We start from the raw sequence: 13,935 nt of genomic DNA on the forward strand, positions 1-13,935 counted from the left end.
GAGCGACGGAATCTGTTGCCTTCGCGGTGCCGCCCTGTCAGGATCGACACATGGTCACGAAGCCGACGCCCGCGCTCGACGACATCGCGAAGCGCATCATCGAGCTGCTGCAGGAAGACGGCCGACGCCCGTACGCCGAGATCGGTCGTGAGGTCGGACTCAGCGAGGCCGCGACGCGTCAACGCGTGCAGCGACTCACCGAGGCCGGGGTCATCCAGATCGTCGCCGTCACCGACCCTCTGCAACTGGGCTTCCCGCGTATGGCGATGATCGGCATCCGCGTCACCGGCGACCCGCGCACGATCGCGGAGGCGCTGGCCGGAATCACTGAGCTCGCCTACGTGGTCGTGACCCTCGGCAGCTTCGACATCCTCGCCGAAGCCATCTGCGAGAGCGACGAGCACCTGGTCGACCTCATCTCGACCCGCATCCGCACCATCCCGGGCGTCGTCCACACCGAGAGCCTGCTCTACGCGGGCCTCTACAAAGACCTCTACAACTGGGGAACGCGCTGAGGCGTTCCCCGAGGAGGCCACCATGGGAACCACCGTCTTCGAGCGTCATCAGCCCCCGGCATCCGTCATCGATGCCTCGCTGCGCGACACGGCCTTCGCGGTCTTCTGGCTCGACGACGTCTCCCGCACCGCCTACCCTCCCCTGACGGGAACGACGCGCGCCGACCTCGTGATCGTCGGCGGCGGGTACGCCGGGTTGTGGACCGCGGTGCGTGCGAAGGAACGCGACCCCGATCGACGCGTCGTGCTGCTCGAGGCCTCACGGGTGGCGTGGGCCGCGTCGGGACGGAACGGCGGCTTCTGCGAGGCCAGCCTCACCCACGGGCACGAGAACGGCATGAACCGCTGGCCTGACGAGATGGACGTGCTCACGCGACTCGGGCGTGAGAACCTCGACGCGATCGGCGACACGGTGCAGCGGTATGGGATGGATGCCGGCTTCGCCCGCACCGGACAGCTCGCCGTCGCCGTCGAGCCCCACCAGGTCGAGTGGTTGCGCGACGAGGAGGGCTTCCTCGACCGCGAGGCCGTGCAGGCCGAGGTGCACTCGCCCACCTTCCTCGCCGGGGCCTGGGACCGCGACGACACCGCCCTCGTACACCCCGCGAAGCTCGGACTCGAGCTCGCGCGCGTCGCCGCGGAGTCGGGCGTCGAGATCCACGAGCACACCCTCGTGACCGGTCTCGAGGGTGACGGGTCGGGTCCGGTCACGGTCGTCACGAAACAGGGCCGGGTGGTGGCGGATGCCGTCGCCCTCGCCACCAACGTCTTCCCCTCGCTGCTGCGGCGCAACCGCCTCATGACCGTCCCGGTCTACGACTACGTGCTCATGACCGAGCCGCTCAGCGCCGAACAGCTCGCCTCGATCGGCTGGTCGCGCCGGCAGGGCCTCGCCGACAGCGCCAACCAGTTCCACTACTACCGGCTCACCGACGACGACCGCATCCTGTTCGGCGGCTACGACGCCGTCTACCACTTCGGCGGGAAGGTGCGCCCCCGGTACGAGGACCGGATGGAGAGCCACCGCCGGCTCGCCTCGCACTTCTTCACGACGTTCCCGCAGCTCGAAGGTCTGCGCTTCACGCATCGATGGGCCGGCGCGATCGACTCGTCGAGCCGTTTCTGCGCCTTCTTCGGCACTGCTCGGCGCGGCCGGGTGGCGTACGCCTCCGGGTTCACCGGCCTGGGTGTGGGGGCGGCCCGGTTCGCCGCCGACGTGATGCTCGACCAGCTCGCCGGTCGACCCACCGAACGCACGGAGCTCGCGATGGTGCGGGAGCGCCCCGTGCCGTTCCCGCCGGAGCCCGCGGCCTCGATCGGCATCAACCTCGTGCGCACCGCGATGGACCGCGCCGACCACCACGGCGGGCGCCGCAACCTGTTCCTCAAGACGCTCGATGCCCTGGGGATGGGCTTCGACTCGTAGGGCGCCGGTGACGGAGATCTTCTCCCGCCCGCGGCGGGGGATGCTCAGTCGAGACGGGTGACCTGGGCGTGGGGCATCCGCTCTCGCATCACCCGGACGGCCTCGGGGTTGTCGTCGACGAGCACGCTGTCGCGGCCGAGCGCCGAGGCGACCGCTCCGGTGGTGCCGCTGCCGGCGAAGAGGTCGAGCACCCGGTCACCGGGCCGGCTCGACGCACGGATGATCCGCCGCAGGATGCCCTCGGGCTTCTGCGTCGGGTACCCGGTCTTCTCGCGCCCGGTCGTCGGCACGATCGTGTGCCACCACACGTCGGTGGGGAGCTTGCCGCGCGCCGCCTTCTCGGGCGTCACCAGCCCGGGCGCCATGTAGGGCTCACGGTCGACCTCGTCGGAGTCGAAGAAATACGTGCGGGGATTCTTCACGTACACGAGGATCGTGTCGTGCTTGGTGGGCCAGCGTCGGCGCGACTTGGCGCCGTAGTCGTACGCCCAGATGAGCTCGTTGAGGAACGAGTCGCGCCCGAACACCGCGTCGAGCATGACCTTCGCATAGTGCGCCTCGCGGTAGTCGAGGTGCAGGTAGAGCGTGCCGTCGTCGGCGAGCAGGCGCCAGGCCTCCTCCAACCGTGGCATGAGGAAGTCGCCGTAGTCGTCGAAGCGGTCGTCGTAGGTGCGCAGCATGCCGCGCACGCGCTCGTACCGGTGCCCGTGGAACCCGTGACGCACCTCGGCCGTCGGCGTCTCCGCGACGGGTTCGGCCGGGATTCCGTGGGCCACCTCGGCGGCGGTCCCACCGGAACTCAGGACCGACGCGTCCACGGCGGCCGCATCCTGCCCGGATTCCCCCTCAGCGTCGGATGCGTCCTGAGCTGGTGTCGCCCGGCGGGCGGTGACGATCTGGCGCTCGCGGGTGCGACCCGTGTTGAACGGCGGATCGAGGTAGACCAGCGTGAACGAGGCATCGGGCAGGGCGCGCGCCGCCGCGAGGTTGTCGCCCTCGACGATCGAGACCGACCCCCGGCGCACCGGCGCGACCGACACGTCCGGGACGATCGCGACAGCCGGCGCGACCGAGGCATCCGGCGCGACCGAGGCACCCGGCGCGACCGAGGCGTCCGGCGCAACCGGCGCGCCCCGCTCTTCGACTTCTGGCGCGTCTGCGGGCTCGTCGCGCGTCACGGAACGCGGTGCAGCCACGCGTCCGTCGCGAACTTCGACTCGATGAGCGCTTCGGCGTCGGCGAGCTCGTCGGGCGACACCGTGCTGTCTTCCGCTCCGGTCAGCGAGCGGAACGTCGCGATGAACCGGTCGATGATCTCCTCGCGGCTGAGCCCGGTCTGGCTGCGTAGCGGATCGACGCGCTTCGCGGCCGACGTCGTGCCCTTGTCGCTCAGCTTCTCGCGCCCGATGCGCAGCACCTCGGTCATCACCTGACCGTCGATGTCGTACGACAGCGAGGCGTGGTGCAGTACGCCGCCGTTGGCGAGGCGCTTCTGCGCGGCACCGCCGATCTTGCCGGTCGGGCTCGCGATGTCGTTGAGCGGACGGTAGGTCGCGTCGATCCCGAGCGACCGCAGCGCCTGCAGCACCCAGTCGTCGAGGAACGCGTACGAGTCGGCGAACGTCATGCCGGCGACGAGCGACGCGGGCACGTACAGCGAGTAGGTGATGATCTGTCCCTGCGGGATGAGCATCGCGCCACCGCCCGAGATGCGGCGCACGACCTCGAAGCCGTGACGTGCGGCACCTTCCGGGTCGACCTCGTTGCGATACGACTGGAACGAGCCGATGACGACGGCCGAGGCATCCCACTCCCAGATGCGCAGCGTCGGGCGGCGGCGCCCCTCGCCCACTCGCGAGGTGAGCACCTCGTCGAGCGCCAGGTTCATCTGCGGCGACACGGCCTTGTCGTGGATGACCTCCCAGTCGAAGTCGCGCCACCCCGGCGCCGTGACGAGCGCCCGGCGCACCGCCGTGCCGACCGACTCCGGCGTGAAGCCGAGCAGCTGGGCACCCTCGGGCAACGCCGATCGCACGGCCGCGCTGATGGTCGAGGCATCCGATTCGACGGGCAGGCCGTTCACGGCCGCGTTGATGTCGTCGAGTGCCGAGTCGGGTTCGAGGAAGAAGTCTCCCGCCAGACGGAACTGCGCGATTGCGCCGTTCTCGACCTCGAGGTCGACGACGACGAGCTTCCCACCAGGAACCTTGTATTCTCCGTGCACCCACCCAGCCTACGACCCGCCCCCTCTGTTCGCCCCCCGGTGCGGGATCGATATGGCACGCTCCCGGGCCCCTGAACCTGCCATATCGATCCCGCATCGCGGTGGGGCGGTGGGGGTGGGGGTGGGGGTGAGAACCGGGGTCAGGGGCGGGGGAAGCGGGTGTCGAGCCAGGCGAGCGTGTCGGCGCGCACCTCGGCCTGCTGCAGCTCGGCGAAGATCTCGTGGCGGGCGTCGGGGTACACCAGCGTCGTGACGTCGGTCAGACCCGAGCGTCGACGATACGCGTCGGCAAGACGGTGCACGCTGCGCGGCCCGCCCACCGGGTCGTCGCGGCCGACCAGCAGCAGCACCGGGATGTCGTGGCCGAGGTCGGCACGCGGGAGGCCGTAGAGGCGCGCGGCGTCGAGCAGTCCGAAGAGCTTCAGCAACGGCACCCCCGTCGTGAGCGGGTCGGCCTCGAAGGCCGCCCAGATCTCGGGGTCGCGGCTCAGCCACTCGTAGCCGGTCGCATCATCGGCGGCCCACCGCTTGTTCAGCGGCGCAGGGTTGAGTGACCGCGGCGTGCGCAGCGCCGAACCAGACAGGATCACCGCATCGTAAGCCTCTGGATGCTCGTTCACCAGAATCTGCGCGAGGAACGACCCCCACGAGTGTCCGAGCAGCACGAGAGGCAGCGCGGGATTCTCGTCATGGATGATGCCGGTGAGCTGCCAGATCGCCTCCTTCGCGGCGCGCAGCCCGCCGACACCCAGGCGTCCGAGCTTCTCGGGTCCGCCGTGCTGACGGATGCCGGTGCGCCCGTGCCCGCGATGATCGTCGGCGTAGACGTGGAACCCGGCGTCGGTGAGCGCGGCGATCAGCGCGCCGTAACGCCCGGCGTGCTCGCCGACACCGTGCAGCAGCTGCACCACACCGCGCGGCTCGCCCGAGGCGGGGTGCACGTCGTAGACGATGGCGATGCCGTGGGCATCCGTGAACTCGCGGGTCTCCGTCACGCCTGGAAGCCTACCGATTCGCGCGGTCCGCCGATCGGGCCCCGCCCGCGCCCGCTCACAGACCCAGCGCGGTGCGCACGGCGAACGCGGCGTCGCGGTCAGTGACCTCGTGCCCGCCCACCCCGTCGGAGGCCGATCCCAGCCGCACGCCGCCGTCGGCCAGGACTGTGCGCTTGGCCGAGAAGTGTAGGGCGTCGACGCCGGTGCCGGCGAGGGCGACGGCGCTCGCGGCATCCACTCCGCTGCCGGCCATGACCTCGATCGCCCCGTCGGCCGCGTCGACGAGCGCCCGCAGGGTGCCGAGGCCGTCGATCGCGGCGGATGCTCCGCCCGAGGTGAGCACCCGACGCAGCCCGAGGTCGTGCGCGGCGGCGAGGGTGACGAGCAGGTCGGGGGTCATGTCGATCGCGCGATGCAGGGTGACGGATGCTCCGCCCGCCGCGTCGCGCAGCCGTGCCACGGCGTCGGCGTCGAGCCGCCCGTCGGCGCCGAGGGCGCCCACCACCACGCCGTGCGCGCCGGCCTCGATCGCCCGGCGCACGTCGCGCTCGGCCACGGCGAGCTCGTCGCCGGTGTAGTGGAAGCCGCCCGGTCGCGGCCGGATGAGCACGTGCACCTCGACGCCGCAGCCCCGGGCCTCGTCGATCGAGAGCTCCAGCGTCGCGGGTGACGGGGTGAGCCCGCCGAGGGCGAGGGCCGCGGTCAGCTCGACGCGGGCCGCGCCGACCTCTCCGGCGATGCGCACGCCGGCGGCATCCTGCACGGCGATCTCGAGAACGGGGGTTCGGGTCATCCGTTCATTCTGCCCGTCCAGCCCGCCGACCCGATTACTTAGATAGACTAACTAAACGATGACGGCATCCGACGACTCCCTGCAGCTCACCGCGACCGACCTGCGGCTGGCGACGTTCCGACTCGCCCGTCGACTGCGCTGCGCCCGCGCCGCCGACGCCATGAGCGACGCGCAGCTCGCCGTTCTCGCCGACCTGCGCATGCACGGCCGCCGCACGATCTCGACCCTCGCCGAACGCGAGCGCGTGACCGCGCCGTCGATGACGAACATGATCAACGGCCTGGAAGAGCAGGGATACGTCAGCCGCACTCCCGACGCCGACGACCGCCGGCGCGTGCAGGTCGAGATCACGGATGCCGGGGCCGAGGTCGTCGTCGAGACAATCCGCCGCCGCGACGTGCTGCTGGCCGACATGCTCGCCGAACTCGACTTCACCGCCGACGAGCTTTCGACACTGCGGGCGGCGAGCGAGCTGATGAGGCGGGTGACCGACCGATGAGCTCGATGTTCCGTTCCTTCGCGAACATCAACTACCGCATCTGGTTCGCCGGTGCGCTCGTGTCGAACGTGGGCGGCTGGATGCAGGCGACCGCGCAGGACTGGGTCGTGCTCACCGAGCTCACCGATAACGACGCCACCGCGATGGGCGTCACGATGGCCCTGCAGTTCGGCCCGCCGCTCGTGCTCGTCAGCCTCACGGGCTACGTCGCCGACCGGTTCGACCGACGCCGCATCCTGTTCGCGACGCAGGGGGCGCTGCTGCTGCTCGCCGTCGCGGTGGGCACACTGCTGCTCTCCGGCGTCATGACCCTCCCCCTCATGCTCTGCTTCGCCGCCGCGTTCGGCGTGGTGAACGCGTTCGACGCCCCCGCGCGGCAGGCGTTCGTGTCCGACATGGTGTCGGCATCCGACACGTCGAACGCCGTCGCGCTCAACTCAGCGTCGTTCAACCTCGCCCGCATGATCGGTCCCGCCGTCGGCGGCCTGCTCATCGTCGCGATCGGGTCGGGGTGGGTGTTCATCGTGAACGCCGCGACGTTCCTGGCGATGATCGTGGCGCTCTTCCTGCTTCATGCGCAGCTGCTTGCGAAGCGCCCGAAACATCGCGGCCGCGGCGGTCTCGCCGCCGGGTTCCGATACGTGTGGGGCCGCAGCGACCTGCGCGTGGTGTTCGTGACGGTGTTCCTCATCGGGGCGTTCGGCATGAATTTCCCGATCTTCGCGTCGACGATGGCGATCGAGTTCGGGGCGGGAGCCGACGGATACGGTGTGCTGTCGTCGATCCTCGCCATCGGATCGCTCGCCGGCGCGCTGCTCGCTGCGCGGCGCGACCGGGCACGCGTGCGAGTCGTCGTCTTCGCGGCCGGGGGCTTCGGCGTCGCCGCCTTCCTGTCGTCGGCGATGCCGTCGTACGCGCTCTACGGCGTCACCCTCGTGCTCATCGGATTCATGACGGTGACGCTGCTCACCACCGCGAACGGCTACGTGCAGATCACCACCGACCCCGCCCTGCGCGGGCGTGTGCTCGCGCTGTACATGGCCGTGATCATGGGGTCGACCCCGGTGGGCGCTCCGATCGCCGGATGGGTGGCGGATGCCTTCGGCCCACGCGCCGCGATCATGCTGGGCGGCGCGGCGGGGCTCATCGCCTGTGCGATCGGCGCCGTCTGGATGCTCACGTCCGGTCGCGTGCACCGCGACGAGCGGCGACGGTTCGCCCTGACCCTCGACGAGACGCGTCCGGTGAGCGTGATCGACGAGCGCAGCCCGGCGGAGTTCAGCGACGAGGCCGCCATCACCACCCCCATCCGCCTCCCCCGCCGCGACACCCCCTGACCCTCGTCCCGGCTCCCTCCTCCCCCGTCCCCTCCCTCCCTCCCTCCCTCCCATGCGGGATCAATATGTCGGGTTCCCGGGCCCCTGGGCCTGACATATCGATCCCGCACCGCGGTGTGGCGGGCGGGGCGGGGCGGGGACTAGGGGCGGGCGGGGCGGGCGGGGAGGGGCGTGCGGGGAGTAGGGGGCGCGGCGGCGGATGTCAACGGGGTGACCGGAGGGAGAGCGCGGGCGTATTTTCTCGCGCATGGACGACAACAGCACTCCGCACCCGCAGGACCCGGCCGAGGGCGCCGAAAGCGCCGGCGTGCCCGGCACGAGCGGCCAGGGCGGCGCGATCCAGGGCGACAGCTCGCACGGCGACTCGCCGCGCGGACCGATCCAGGGCGACGCCGACGAAGACCACACCGACGACAACGGCAACCAGGGCGCAGCGCAGGGCGGCGCGATCCAGGGTGACAGCTCGCACGGCGACTCGCCGCGCGGTGCCATCCAGGGCGACGCCGGCCCCGACCGTGAAGCCGACCTCGGGGGCGACGCGACCACCGCGGCGCAGCTCGACGCCGACAACCCGGCCGAAGAGGACATGCTGAAGACCCTCGACCCGGAAGACCCGCCCGCGTAGTCCCCAGCTACCGGGCGAGCGCCGTCCCCAGCGGCGCGCGAACACCTCCTCGCCGGCGAGTGATCCCCTTCTCGCACATGACGCAGGGGGTGTTTCGCACGAGCGGCCTCAGGCCAGCAGCAGACTCAGCCCAGCGGCGGCCACTCGTCGTAACGGTAGGTCCGACCGAGCCCGAGGCTCTCCTCATCGATTCTGCCCATCTCGTTCCCCAGCTCGTAGGTGTCACCCCACCACTGGGGACTCTCAAGTTCGATCGACAGGCGGTTGTTCGCGGGGTACACGGTCACCCGCAGGCGGTAGCCCTCGGCATCCGTCCATCCGTCGCCGTACTCGGGCGGCATCCACCCCGCGTCGCGCAGCGCGTCGTCGAACCGGTCGCGGTCGAAGTCGGCCGGAGCCTGGTCGAGCGAGAACCGCACCTGGAAGGTGTAGCACTCGACGTCGGCTTGCCGGCACTCCCACGGGCGCGTGCCGAACCCCACGGAGCCGACCCACTCGCCGTCCTCGGCGCGCAGCCGCCAGCCGTCCTCGGCGATCAGCTGCCGCACCTCCGACAGCCGCTGCTGCGTGCGCTCGTAGTTCTCGAGCGCACGGTCGGCCTGCGCGGCAATCGGCATGGCCTCCACCTCGGCGACCGTGTCGCCCGAGGCATCCGGCTGGGCCGCCGTGACCTCGACGCCCACGACCACCGCCGTCACGAGCAGGGCGGGAACGAGGAACGCGCTGATCCAGGCGACGACGACCCACGGCCGCTCGTCGCGACGTCCGGCGACCATCGCCGGCTCGGCAGGCGGGGCAGCGGCGGTCACCCGGGGCAGCACGATCGCGATGACGAGCACGGCGAGCCAGGCCGCGATCGCGACGCAGATCGCGACGACGTACAGCCCCTGCTCGTAGTCGACCGACAGCGGCACGGTGAGCATGCTGCGCAGCAGTGACATGAGGGGGCCGGAGTCTCCGGCATCCTGCATGGTGAGCGTGAGGGCGACCCACCCCCACCAGTTGACGAACAACAGCGACACGATCGGGGCGGGTGTCGTCGTATAGCCGCGCTTGCGGAGGAGGAAGCGCGGCAGGGCTCCGAGCAGGCCGGCGGCGGGGATGAAGATCGGCGAGGAGAAGAGCAGCAGGAGCGTGCCCCATCCGCCGACGCCGAGGAAGCCGTGCAGCACGAAGAACGTCGGCAGGATCCAGTTCATCCAGGGCCAGACCGCCCAGACGAACCCTTGGATCCCCGCAGGGCGCGCCTTCGGCTGCGGCTGGGGCAGCTGCCAGGGCGGCGCCCCGGCCGCCACCGATTCCGGATTCTGATATGCCATGACTCCCCCTCCGCCGCCAGCCTAGCGAGCGGACGGAGGGGGATCGGATGCCGTGGCGCTATACGCCCAGCACGACCTTCAGCTGCTCGACCGCCCAGTCGAGCTCGGTCGCCCGGATCACGAGCGGCGGAGCGATGCGGATGGTCTGGCCGTGGGTGTCCTTCACGAGCACGCCGCGGTCGAGGAGCTTCTCGGCGATCTCGCGGCCGGTGCCCTTCGCGGGGTCGATGTCGACACCCGCCCACAGGCCGGCGATCCGCACCTCGGTCACGCCGTGGCCGATGAGCGGCTCGAGCTTCTCGGCGAGGTGGGCGCCGAGAGCGCGGGCGCGCTCCTGGAACTCGCCCGTCTGCAGCATCTCGACGACCCGCAGACCCACCGCCGAAGCGAGCGGGTTGCCGCCGAACGTCGACCCGTGCTCGCCGGGGCGGATGACGCCCAGCACGTCCTCGTTGCCGACGACGGCCGAGACGGGCAGCACGCCGCCGCCGAGGGCCTTGCCGAGCAGGTAGAGGTCGGGCACGACGCCCTCGCGGTCGCAGGCGAACGTCTCGCCCACGCGGCCGAGACCCGCCTGGATCTCGTCGGCGACGAACAGCACGTTCTTCTCGTCGCAGATCTCGCGGATGCGCCGCAGATAACCCTCCGGCGGGATGATGACCCCGGCCTCGCCCTGGATGGGCTCGACGAGCACCGCGGCGGTGTCGTCGGTGATCGCTGCGGCGATGGCATCCGCATCTCCGTACGGCACCACGTCGAAACCGGGCGTGTACGGGCCGAAGCCGTCGCGCGCCTGGTCGTCGTCGCTGAAGCTGACGATCGTCGTCGTGCGGCCGTGGAAGTTGCCCGCCGCGACGACGATGCGCGCGCGGCCCTCGGCGATGCCCTTCACGCGGTATCCCCAGGCGCGAGCGACCTTGATGCCCGTCTCGACCGCCTCGGCGCCGGTGTTCATCGGCAGCACCAGGTCTTTACCGGCGAGCTGCGCCAGGGCGGCGGCGAACGGCTCCATGCGGTCGCTCATGAACGCGCGGCTGACGAGCGTCACCCGGCCGAGCTGCTCGGTGAGCGCGGCCACGAGAGCCGGATGCCGGTGCCCGAAGTTCACGGCCGAGTACGCCGCGAGTAGGTCGAGGTAGCGCTTGCCCTCGACATCGGTGACCCAGGCGCCCTCACCGCGGGCGATCATCACGGGCAGCGGGTGGTAGTTGTGCGCGACGTGCGGTTCGGCGTGCGCCTGCTTCTCGTCGACGGGCTCGAGGCCCGCGACGCCGTCGACTCCCTCGGCGCCGGTCACGGCATCCACCGCCGTCACTTCGCACCCCGCAGCTCGAGCGTGCAGCACTTGATGCCGCCGCCGCCGAGCAGCAGCTCGGAGAGGTCGACGGTGATCGGGTTGTAGCCGCGCTCACGAAGCTGCTTCTCGAAGCCCTTCGCGCGCGGCGAGATGATGACGTTGTAGCCGTCGCTGGCCGAGTTGAGGCCGAACACGGCGCCGTCCTCGTCGGACACGAGGATCGCGTCGGGGAAGCGCTCCTCGAGGATCGCACGGCTCTCGTCGTCGAACGCGCCCGGCAGGTACGCGATGTTGGCGCGCTCGGGGCCGCCGTTCTCGACGCCCTGCACCGGGTCGAGCACCGCGATGGCCGTGTCGAGGTGGTAGAAACGCGGGTCGGTGAGGTTGAGCGAGACGACCTCGCGCCCGAAGACCTCGCCCACCTCGCGGTGGCTGTCACCGGTCGAGCGGAACCCGGTGCCGGCGAGGATCACATCGCCGACGAGCAGGAAGTCGCCCTCTCCCTCGTTGACCTCCTGCGGCATGACGGTGTCGTAGCCGTTCGCACGGAACCAGTCGGCGAACGCGGGGGCTTCGCCCTGACGCTCGACGAAGCGGAACTCGGGCACGTAGGCGCGACCGTCGATGAGGAATCCGCCGTTGGCCGTGTAGACCATGTCGGGGTAGCCGGCGAGCGGCTCAATGAGCTCGACCTCGTGGCCCAGCTCGAGGTACAGGTCGTACAGCTTCTGCCACTGCGCGACCGCGTTGGCGGTGTCGGTCGGGCGGCTCGGCTCCATCCACGGATTGATGGAGTAGTTGACCGTGAAGTGCTCGGGGCGGCACATCAGGTAGCGGCGGTGGTGCGCGGTGCGCGCGGGGGCGGACGTGACGGCGGCTTCAGGCGTCGACATGGATGCTCCTCGAATGAACGGGTGCGGCGGACGCTGTCCAGGGGCCCGGCGGTCCTTCGACCTGCTCCTCTCGCGGGAGGTGGCGGGGAAGATGCGACTCGGGCACGCCGCGTCCATTGTGCCACCCGCGGGTCGCGCGACGCCAGAGCGCCGGGTTCCCCCGCTGATTCGCGTCTCGTATCGATCGCCCGTCCTCCCCCTCCGCTTCCCGTCGCACTTTCTGTCGCTCCGGCGGCCCGCGAGCGACAGAAAATGAGACGGGAGCAGCGAGGGGGAGGGGGCGAGGCGAGGGGCGAGGCCGGGTCAGGGGGCGGCGACGACGACCTTGCCGACGGTGTGGCCGGCGGCGACGTGGGCGAGGGCAGCGGATGCCTCGGCGAACGGGTACGCGCGCTCGATCACGGGTTGCAGCGCTCGCGCCTCGAAGAGGGCGAGCAGCTCGCGCACGATCTCCGGCTTCGGCGTCGCCGCGATCGGACGCACCGGCCGCTTCGACCCGATCGAGAGCACCGCCGCGGCGATCATCCGTGGGAGCGGTCCGAGCACGTACCCGCCGTTCCCGGTCACCAGCACGACGCGACCGCCGTCGCGCACGAGCCGCTGCAGCACACGGATCGGCACGCCGCCGGCGACATCGATCACCGCATCGAAGTGCCCCTCGGGGAGTTCCGAGAGCGGCGAGCTGCGGTGGTCGAGCACCCGTACCGCGCCGAGCTCTTCGACGAGCGCGCCGTTGCGCGCCCCGCACGTCGCCCACACCTCGGTGCTGCGCATCGCCGCGAGCTGCACGGCGAACGTGCCCACACCCCCGGATGCGCCGAGCACCAGCACCCGTCTTCCCGGCGCCTCCGCACCGCCCGAGCGGATGCCCGCGGCGTCGAGCGCCTGCCACGCGGTGCCCCCGGCGATCGGGATGCACGCGGCCGCTGCCGCTCCGACCGAGTCAGGACGGACGACGATGCGATCGGCGGGAGCGACCGCATACTCGGCCAACCCTCCCCCGCCCGGCAGCTCGACGACGACGGATGCGCCGAGCGGGGCATCCGTCACCCCCTCCCCCGCCGCAACCACGACGCCCGCCACGTCCATCCCGCGGATGGGCTGCTTCGGCCGGGTGAGACCGAACACCGGTCGCACGAGAAGCGGGTCGCCGAGCATCAGCCGCACGTCGCCGGCGTTCAGAGCCGTCGCCTCGATGCGCAGGAGCACCTCGCCGGGGCCGGGGGTCGGCACGGGCATCCGCTCTTCCTGCACTCCTTCGGCCGGACCGTACGTCTTCCGTCGCCACGCGCGCATGGTCGTCGGCAGGGTCTCGCTCATGTCAGGCCTCCGGGTACTGGAACACGTCGTCGAGTCCCACACCGAACGCGCGGGAGATCTGGAAGGCGAGCTCGAGCGTGGGCGAGTACTTCTGCTGCTCGATCGCGATGAGGGTCTGCCGGGTGACGCCGATCGTGCGGGCGAGCTCGGCCTGCGTGAGGCCGGCGGCCTCGCGGTGCGTGCGGATGCTGTTCGACACGAGCGTGGGCTTGACCATCACACGAGTCCCCGGCGGTAGGCGATGACCCGGGCGACGCCGCCGACGACGGCCGAGACCGCGAAGCCGGCGAACATGGTGTTCGCGATCCAGAAGACGTCGGCGCCGAGGGCGCAGAGGACGATCACTCCGAGTCCCGCGATCACGACGAACGCCTGCTGGACACGGCTGCCCATGCGGCTGATGTCGCGGTCGCGGATGTCGCTGCGGCCCGTGTTCTCGGGGTCGCGCCGGTGGGCGATCAGCCCCCACAGGATGCTGAGGATGATCGTGGCCACGATGCCGAGCCCGATGCTCCACAGCATGAGCGGGAACCAGTCGACGCTCTCGATCGGCCGGGATGCGGCCTGCTGCAGCACGAGCACGACGTACGCGGGGATGACGATCACGCTGACGATGAGCCCCGCCCACGCATTGCGCTCTTCGTAGACCACCACGCACCTCCATGTAAAGGATTCTTGACATGAGGGTACGG

15 protein-coding genes are annotated in these 13,935 nt (G+C 71.0%); 5 read left to right on the forward strand and 10 right to left on the reverse strand.

Annotated features, from left to right (window positions below; translation table 11 throughout):
* Positions 1 to 50: 50 nt before the first annotated feature.
* Together RWS82_RS10740 and RWS82_RS10745 are read left to right on the forward strand one after the other, a co-directional pair.
* Positions 51 to 515, forward strand: a complete 465-nt coding sequence (locus RWS82_RS10740) for an Lrp/AsnC family transcriptional regulator (protein ID WP_314649943.1) — start codon at positions 51 to 53, stop codon at positions 513 to 515.
* Between the two features lie 22 nt (positions 516 to 537).
* Positions 538 to 1,941, forward strand: a complete 1,404-nt coding sequence (locus RWS82_RS10745; protein WP_314649947.1) for an FAD-dependent oxidoreductase — start codon at positions 538 to 540, stop codon at positions 1,939 to 1,941.
* Positions 1,942 to 1,985: 44 nt separating this feature from the next.
* On the opposite strand, the gene RWS82_RS10750 is transcribed toward RWS82_RS10745, so the two are convergent.
* The 4 genes from RWS82_RS10750 to RWS82_RS10765 all read right to left on the reverse strand — a co-directional run bounded on the left by RWS82_RS10750 (position 1,986) and on the right by RWS82_RS10765 (position 5,953).
* Complete coding sequence (locus tag RWS82_RS10750; RefSeq protein ID WP_314650637.1) at positions 1,986 to 2,993, reverse strand: site-specific DNA-methyltransferase; 1,008 nt, start codon at positions 2,991 to 2,993, stop codon at positions 1,986 to 1,988.
* A gap of 122 nt (positions 2,994 to 3,115) precedes the next feature.
* Complete coding sequence (locus RWS82_RS10755) at positions 3,116 to 4,165, reverse strand: biotin/lipoate A/B protein ligase family protein (RefSeq protein WP_314649950.1); 1,050 nt, start codon at positions 4,163 to 4,165, stop codon at positions 3,116 to 3,118.
* Positions 4,166 to 4,305: 140 nt separating this feature from the next.
* Positions 4,306 to 5,160 (reverse strand): alpha/beta fold hydrolase, encoded by an 855-nt coding sequence (locus tag RWS82_RS10760; RefSeq protein WP_314649952.1) that lies wholly within the window; start codon positions 5,158 to 5,160, stop codon positions 4,306 to 4,308.
* A 55-nt stretch (positions 5,161 to 5,215) separates the two neighbouring features.
* On the reverse strand, positions 5,216 to 5,953 hold the full coding sequence (locus tag RWS82_RS10765; RefSeq protein WP_314649955.1) for a copper homeostasis protein CutC: 738 nt from the start codon (positions 5,951 to 5,953) through the stop codon (positions 5,216 to 5,218).
* Positions 5,954 to 6,011: 58 nt separating this feature from the next.
* On the opposite strand from RWS82_RS10765, the gene RWS82_RS10770 reads away from it, so the two are divergent.
* From RWS82_RS10770 to RWS82_RS10780, 3 genes are all read left to right on the forward strand, one after another.
* Positions 6,012 to 6,452, forward strand: a complete 441-nt coding sequence (locus tag RWS82_RS10770; protein ID WP_314649957.1) for a MarR family transcriptional regulator — start codon at positions 6,012 to 6,014, stop codon at positions 6,450 to 6,452.
* A gap of 5 nt (positions 6,453 to 6,457) precedes the next feature.
* Positions 6,458 to 7,789 (forward strand): MFS transporter, encoded by a 1,332-nt coding sequence (locus tag RWS82_RS10775; protein ID WP_314649959.1) that lies wholly within the window; start codon positions 6,458 to 6,460, stop codon positions 7,787 to 7,789.
* 247 nt (positions 7,790 to 8,036) lie between these two features.
* Positions 8,037 to 8,414, forward strand: a complete 378-nt coding sequence (locus RWS82_RS10780) for a hypothetical protein (protein WP_314649962.1) — start codon at positions 8,037 to 8,039, stop codon at positions 8,412 to 8,414.
* Positions 8,415 to 8,539: 125 nt separating this feature from the next.
* On the opposite strand, the gene RWS82_RS10785 is transcribed toward RWS82_RS10780, so the two are convergent.
* From RWS82_RS10785 to RWS82_RS10810, 6 genes are all read right to left on the reverse strand, one after another.
* On the reverse strand, positions 8,540 to 9,733 hold the full coding sequence (locus RWS82_RS10785; protein ID WP_314649966.1) for a hypothetical protein: 1,194 nt from the start codon (positions 9,731 to 9,733) through the stop codon (positions 8,540 to 8,542).
* Between the two features lie 58 nt (positions 9,734 to 9,791).
* Positions 9,792 to 11,030 carry an ornithine--oxo-acid transaminase gene (gene rocD / locus RWS82_RS10790; RefSeq protein WP_314650639.1) on the reverse strand — a complete coding sequence of 413 codons (1,239 nt, stop codon included), beginning with the start codon at positions 11,028 to 11,030 and terminating at the stop codon, positions 9,792 to 9,794.
* 14 nt (positions 11,031 to 11,044) lie between these two features.
* On the reverse strand, positions 11,045 to 11,923 hold the full coding sequence (gene ddaH / locus RWS82_RS10795; RefSeq protein WP_314649968.1) for a dimethylargininase: 879 nt from the start codon (positions 11,921 to 11,923) through the stop codon (positions 11,045 to 11,047).
* A 303-nt stretch (positions 11,924 to 12,226) separates the two neighbouring features.
* Positions 12,227 to 13,243, reverse strand: coding sequence for an NAD(P)-dependent alcohol dehydrogenase (locus RWS82_RS10800; RefSeq protein WP_314649970.1), 1,017 nt, complete (start codon positions 13,241 to 13,243; stop codon positions 12,227 to 12,229).
* Position 13,244: 1 nt separating this feature from the next.
* Positions 13,245 to 13,460, reverse strand: coding sequence for a helix-turn-helix transcriptional regulator (locus tag RWS82_RS10805; protein WP_314649973.1), 216 nt, complete (start codon positions 13,458 to 13,460; stop codon positions 13,245 to 13,247).
* The gene (locus tag RWS82_RS10810; RefSeq protein WP_314649975.1) at positions 13,460 to 13,897 is read right to left on the reverse strand and encodes a hypothetical protein; all 438 of its coding nucleotides are present in this window, start codon (positions 13,895 to 13,897) and stop codon (positions 13,460 to 13,462) included. The genes RWS82_RS10805 and RWS82_RS10810 overlap by 1 nt, the downstream gene beginning before the upstream one ends.
* Positions 13,898 to 13,935: the final 38 nt, after the last annotated feature.

The organism is uncultured Microbacterium sp., assembly GCF_963528945.1.
In the GTDB taxonomy this organism is placed as follows: domain Bacteria; phylum Actinomycetota; class Actinomycetes; order Actinomycetales; family Microbacteriaceae; genus Microbacterium.

Coding starts and splice junctions, on each gene's coding strand:
- RWS82_RS10740 (WP_314649943.1), top strand. CDS start 51: ATGGTCACGAAGCCGACGCCCGCGCTCGACGACATCGCGAAGCGCATC.
- RWS82_RS10745 (WP_314649947.1), top strand. CDS start 538: ATGGGAACCACCGTCTTCGAGCGTCATCAGCCCCCGGCATCCGTCATC.
- RWS82_RS10765 (WP_314649955.1), bottom strand. CDS start 5,953: ATGACCCGAACCCCCGTTCTCGAGATCGCCGTGCAGGATGCCGCCGGC.
- RWS82_RS10770 (WP_314649957.1), top strand. CDS start 6,012: ATGACGGCATCCGACGACTCCCTGCAGCTCACCGCGACCGACCTGCGG.
- RWS82_RS10775 (WP_314649959.1), top strand. CDS start 6,458: ATGTTCCGTTCCTTCGCGAACATCAACTACCGCATCTGGTTCGCCGGT.
- RWS82_RS10780 (WP_314649962.1), top strand. CDS start 8,037: ATGGACGACAACAGCACTCCGCACCCGCAGGACCCGGCCGAGGGCGCC.
- RWS82_RS10785 (WP_314649966.1), bottom strand. CDS start 9,733: ATGGCATATCAGAATCCGGAATCGGTGGCGGCCGGGGCGCCGCCCTGG.
- ddaH (WP_314649968.1), bottom strand. CDS start 11,923: ATGTCGACGCCTGAAGCCGCCGTCACGTCCGCCCCCGCGCGCACCGCG.
- RWS82_RS10800 (WP_314649970.1), bottom strand. CDS start 13,243: ATGAGCGAGACCCTGCCGACGACCATGCGCGCGTGGCGACGGAAGACG.
- RWS82_RS10805 (WP_314649973.1), bottom strand. CDS start 13,460: ATGGTCAAGCCCACGCTCGTGTCGAACAGCATCCGCACGCACCGCGAG.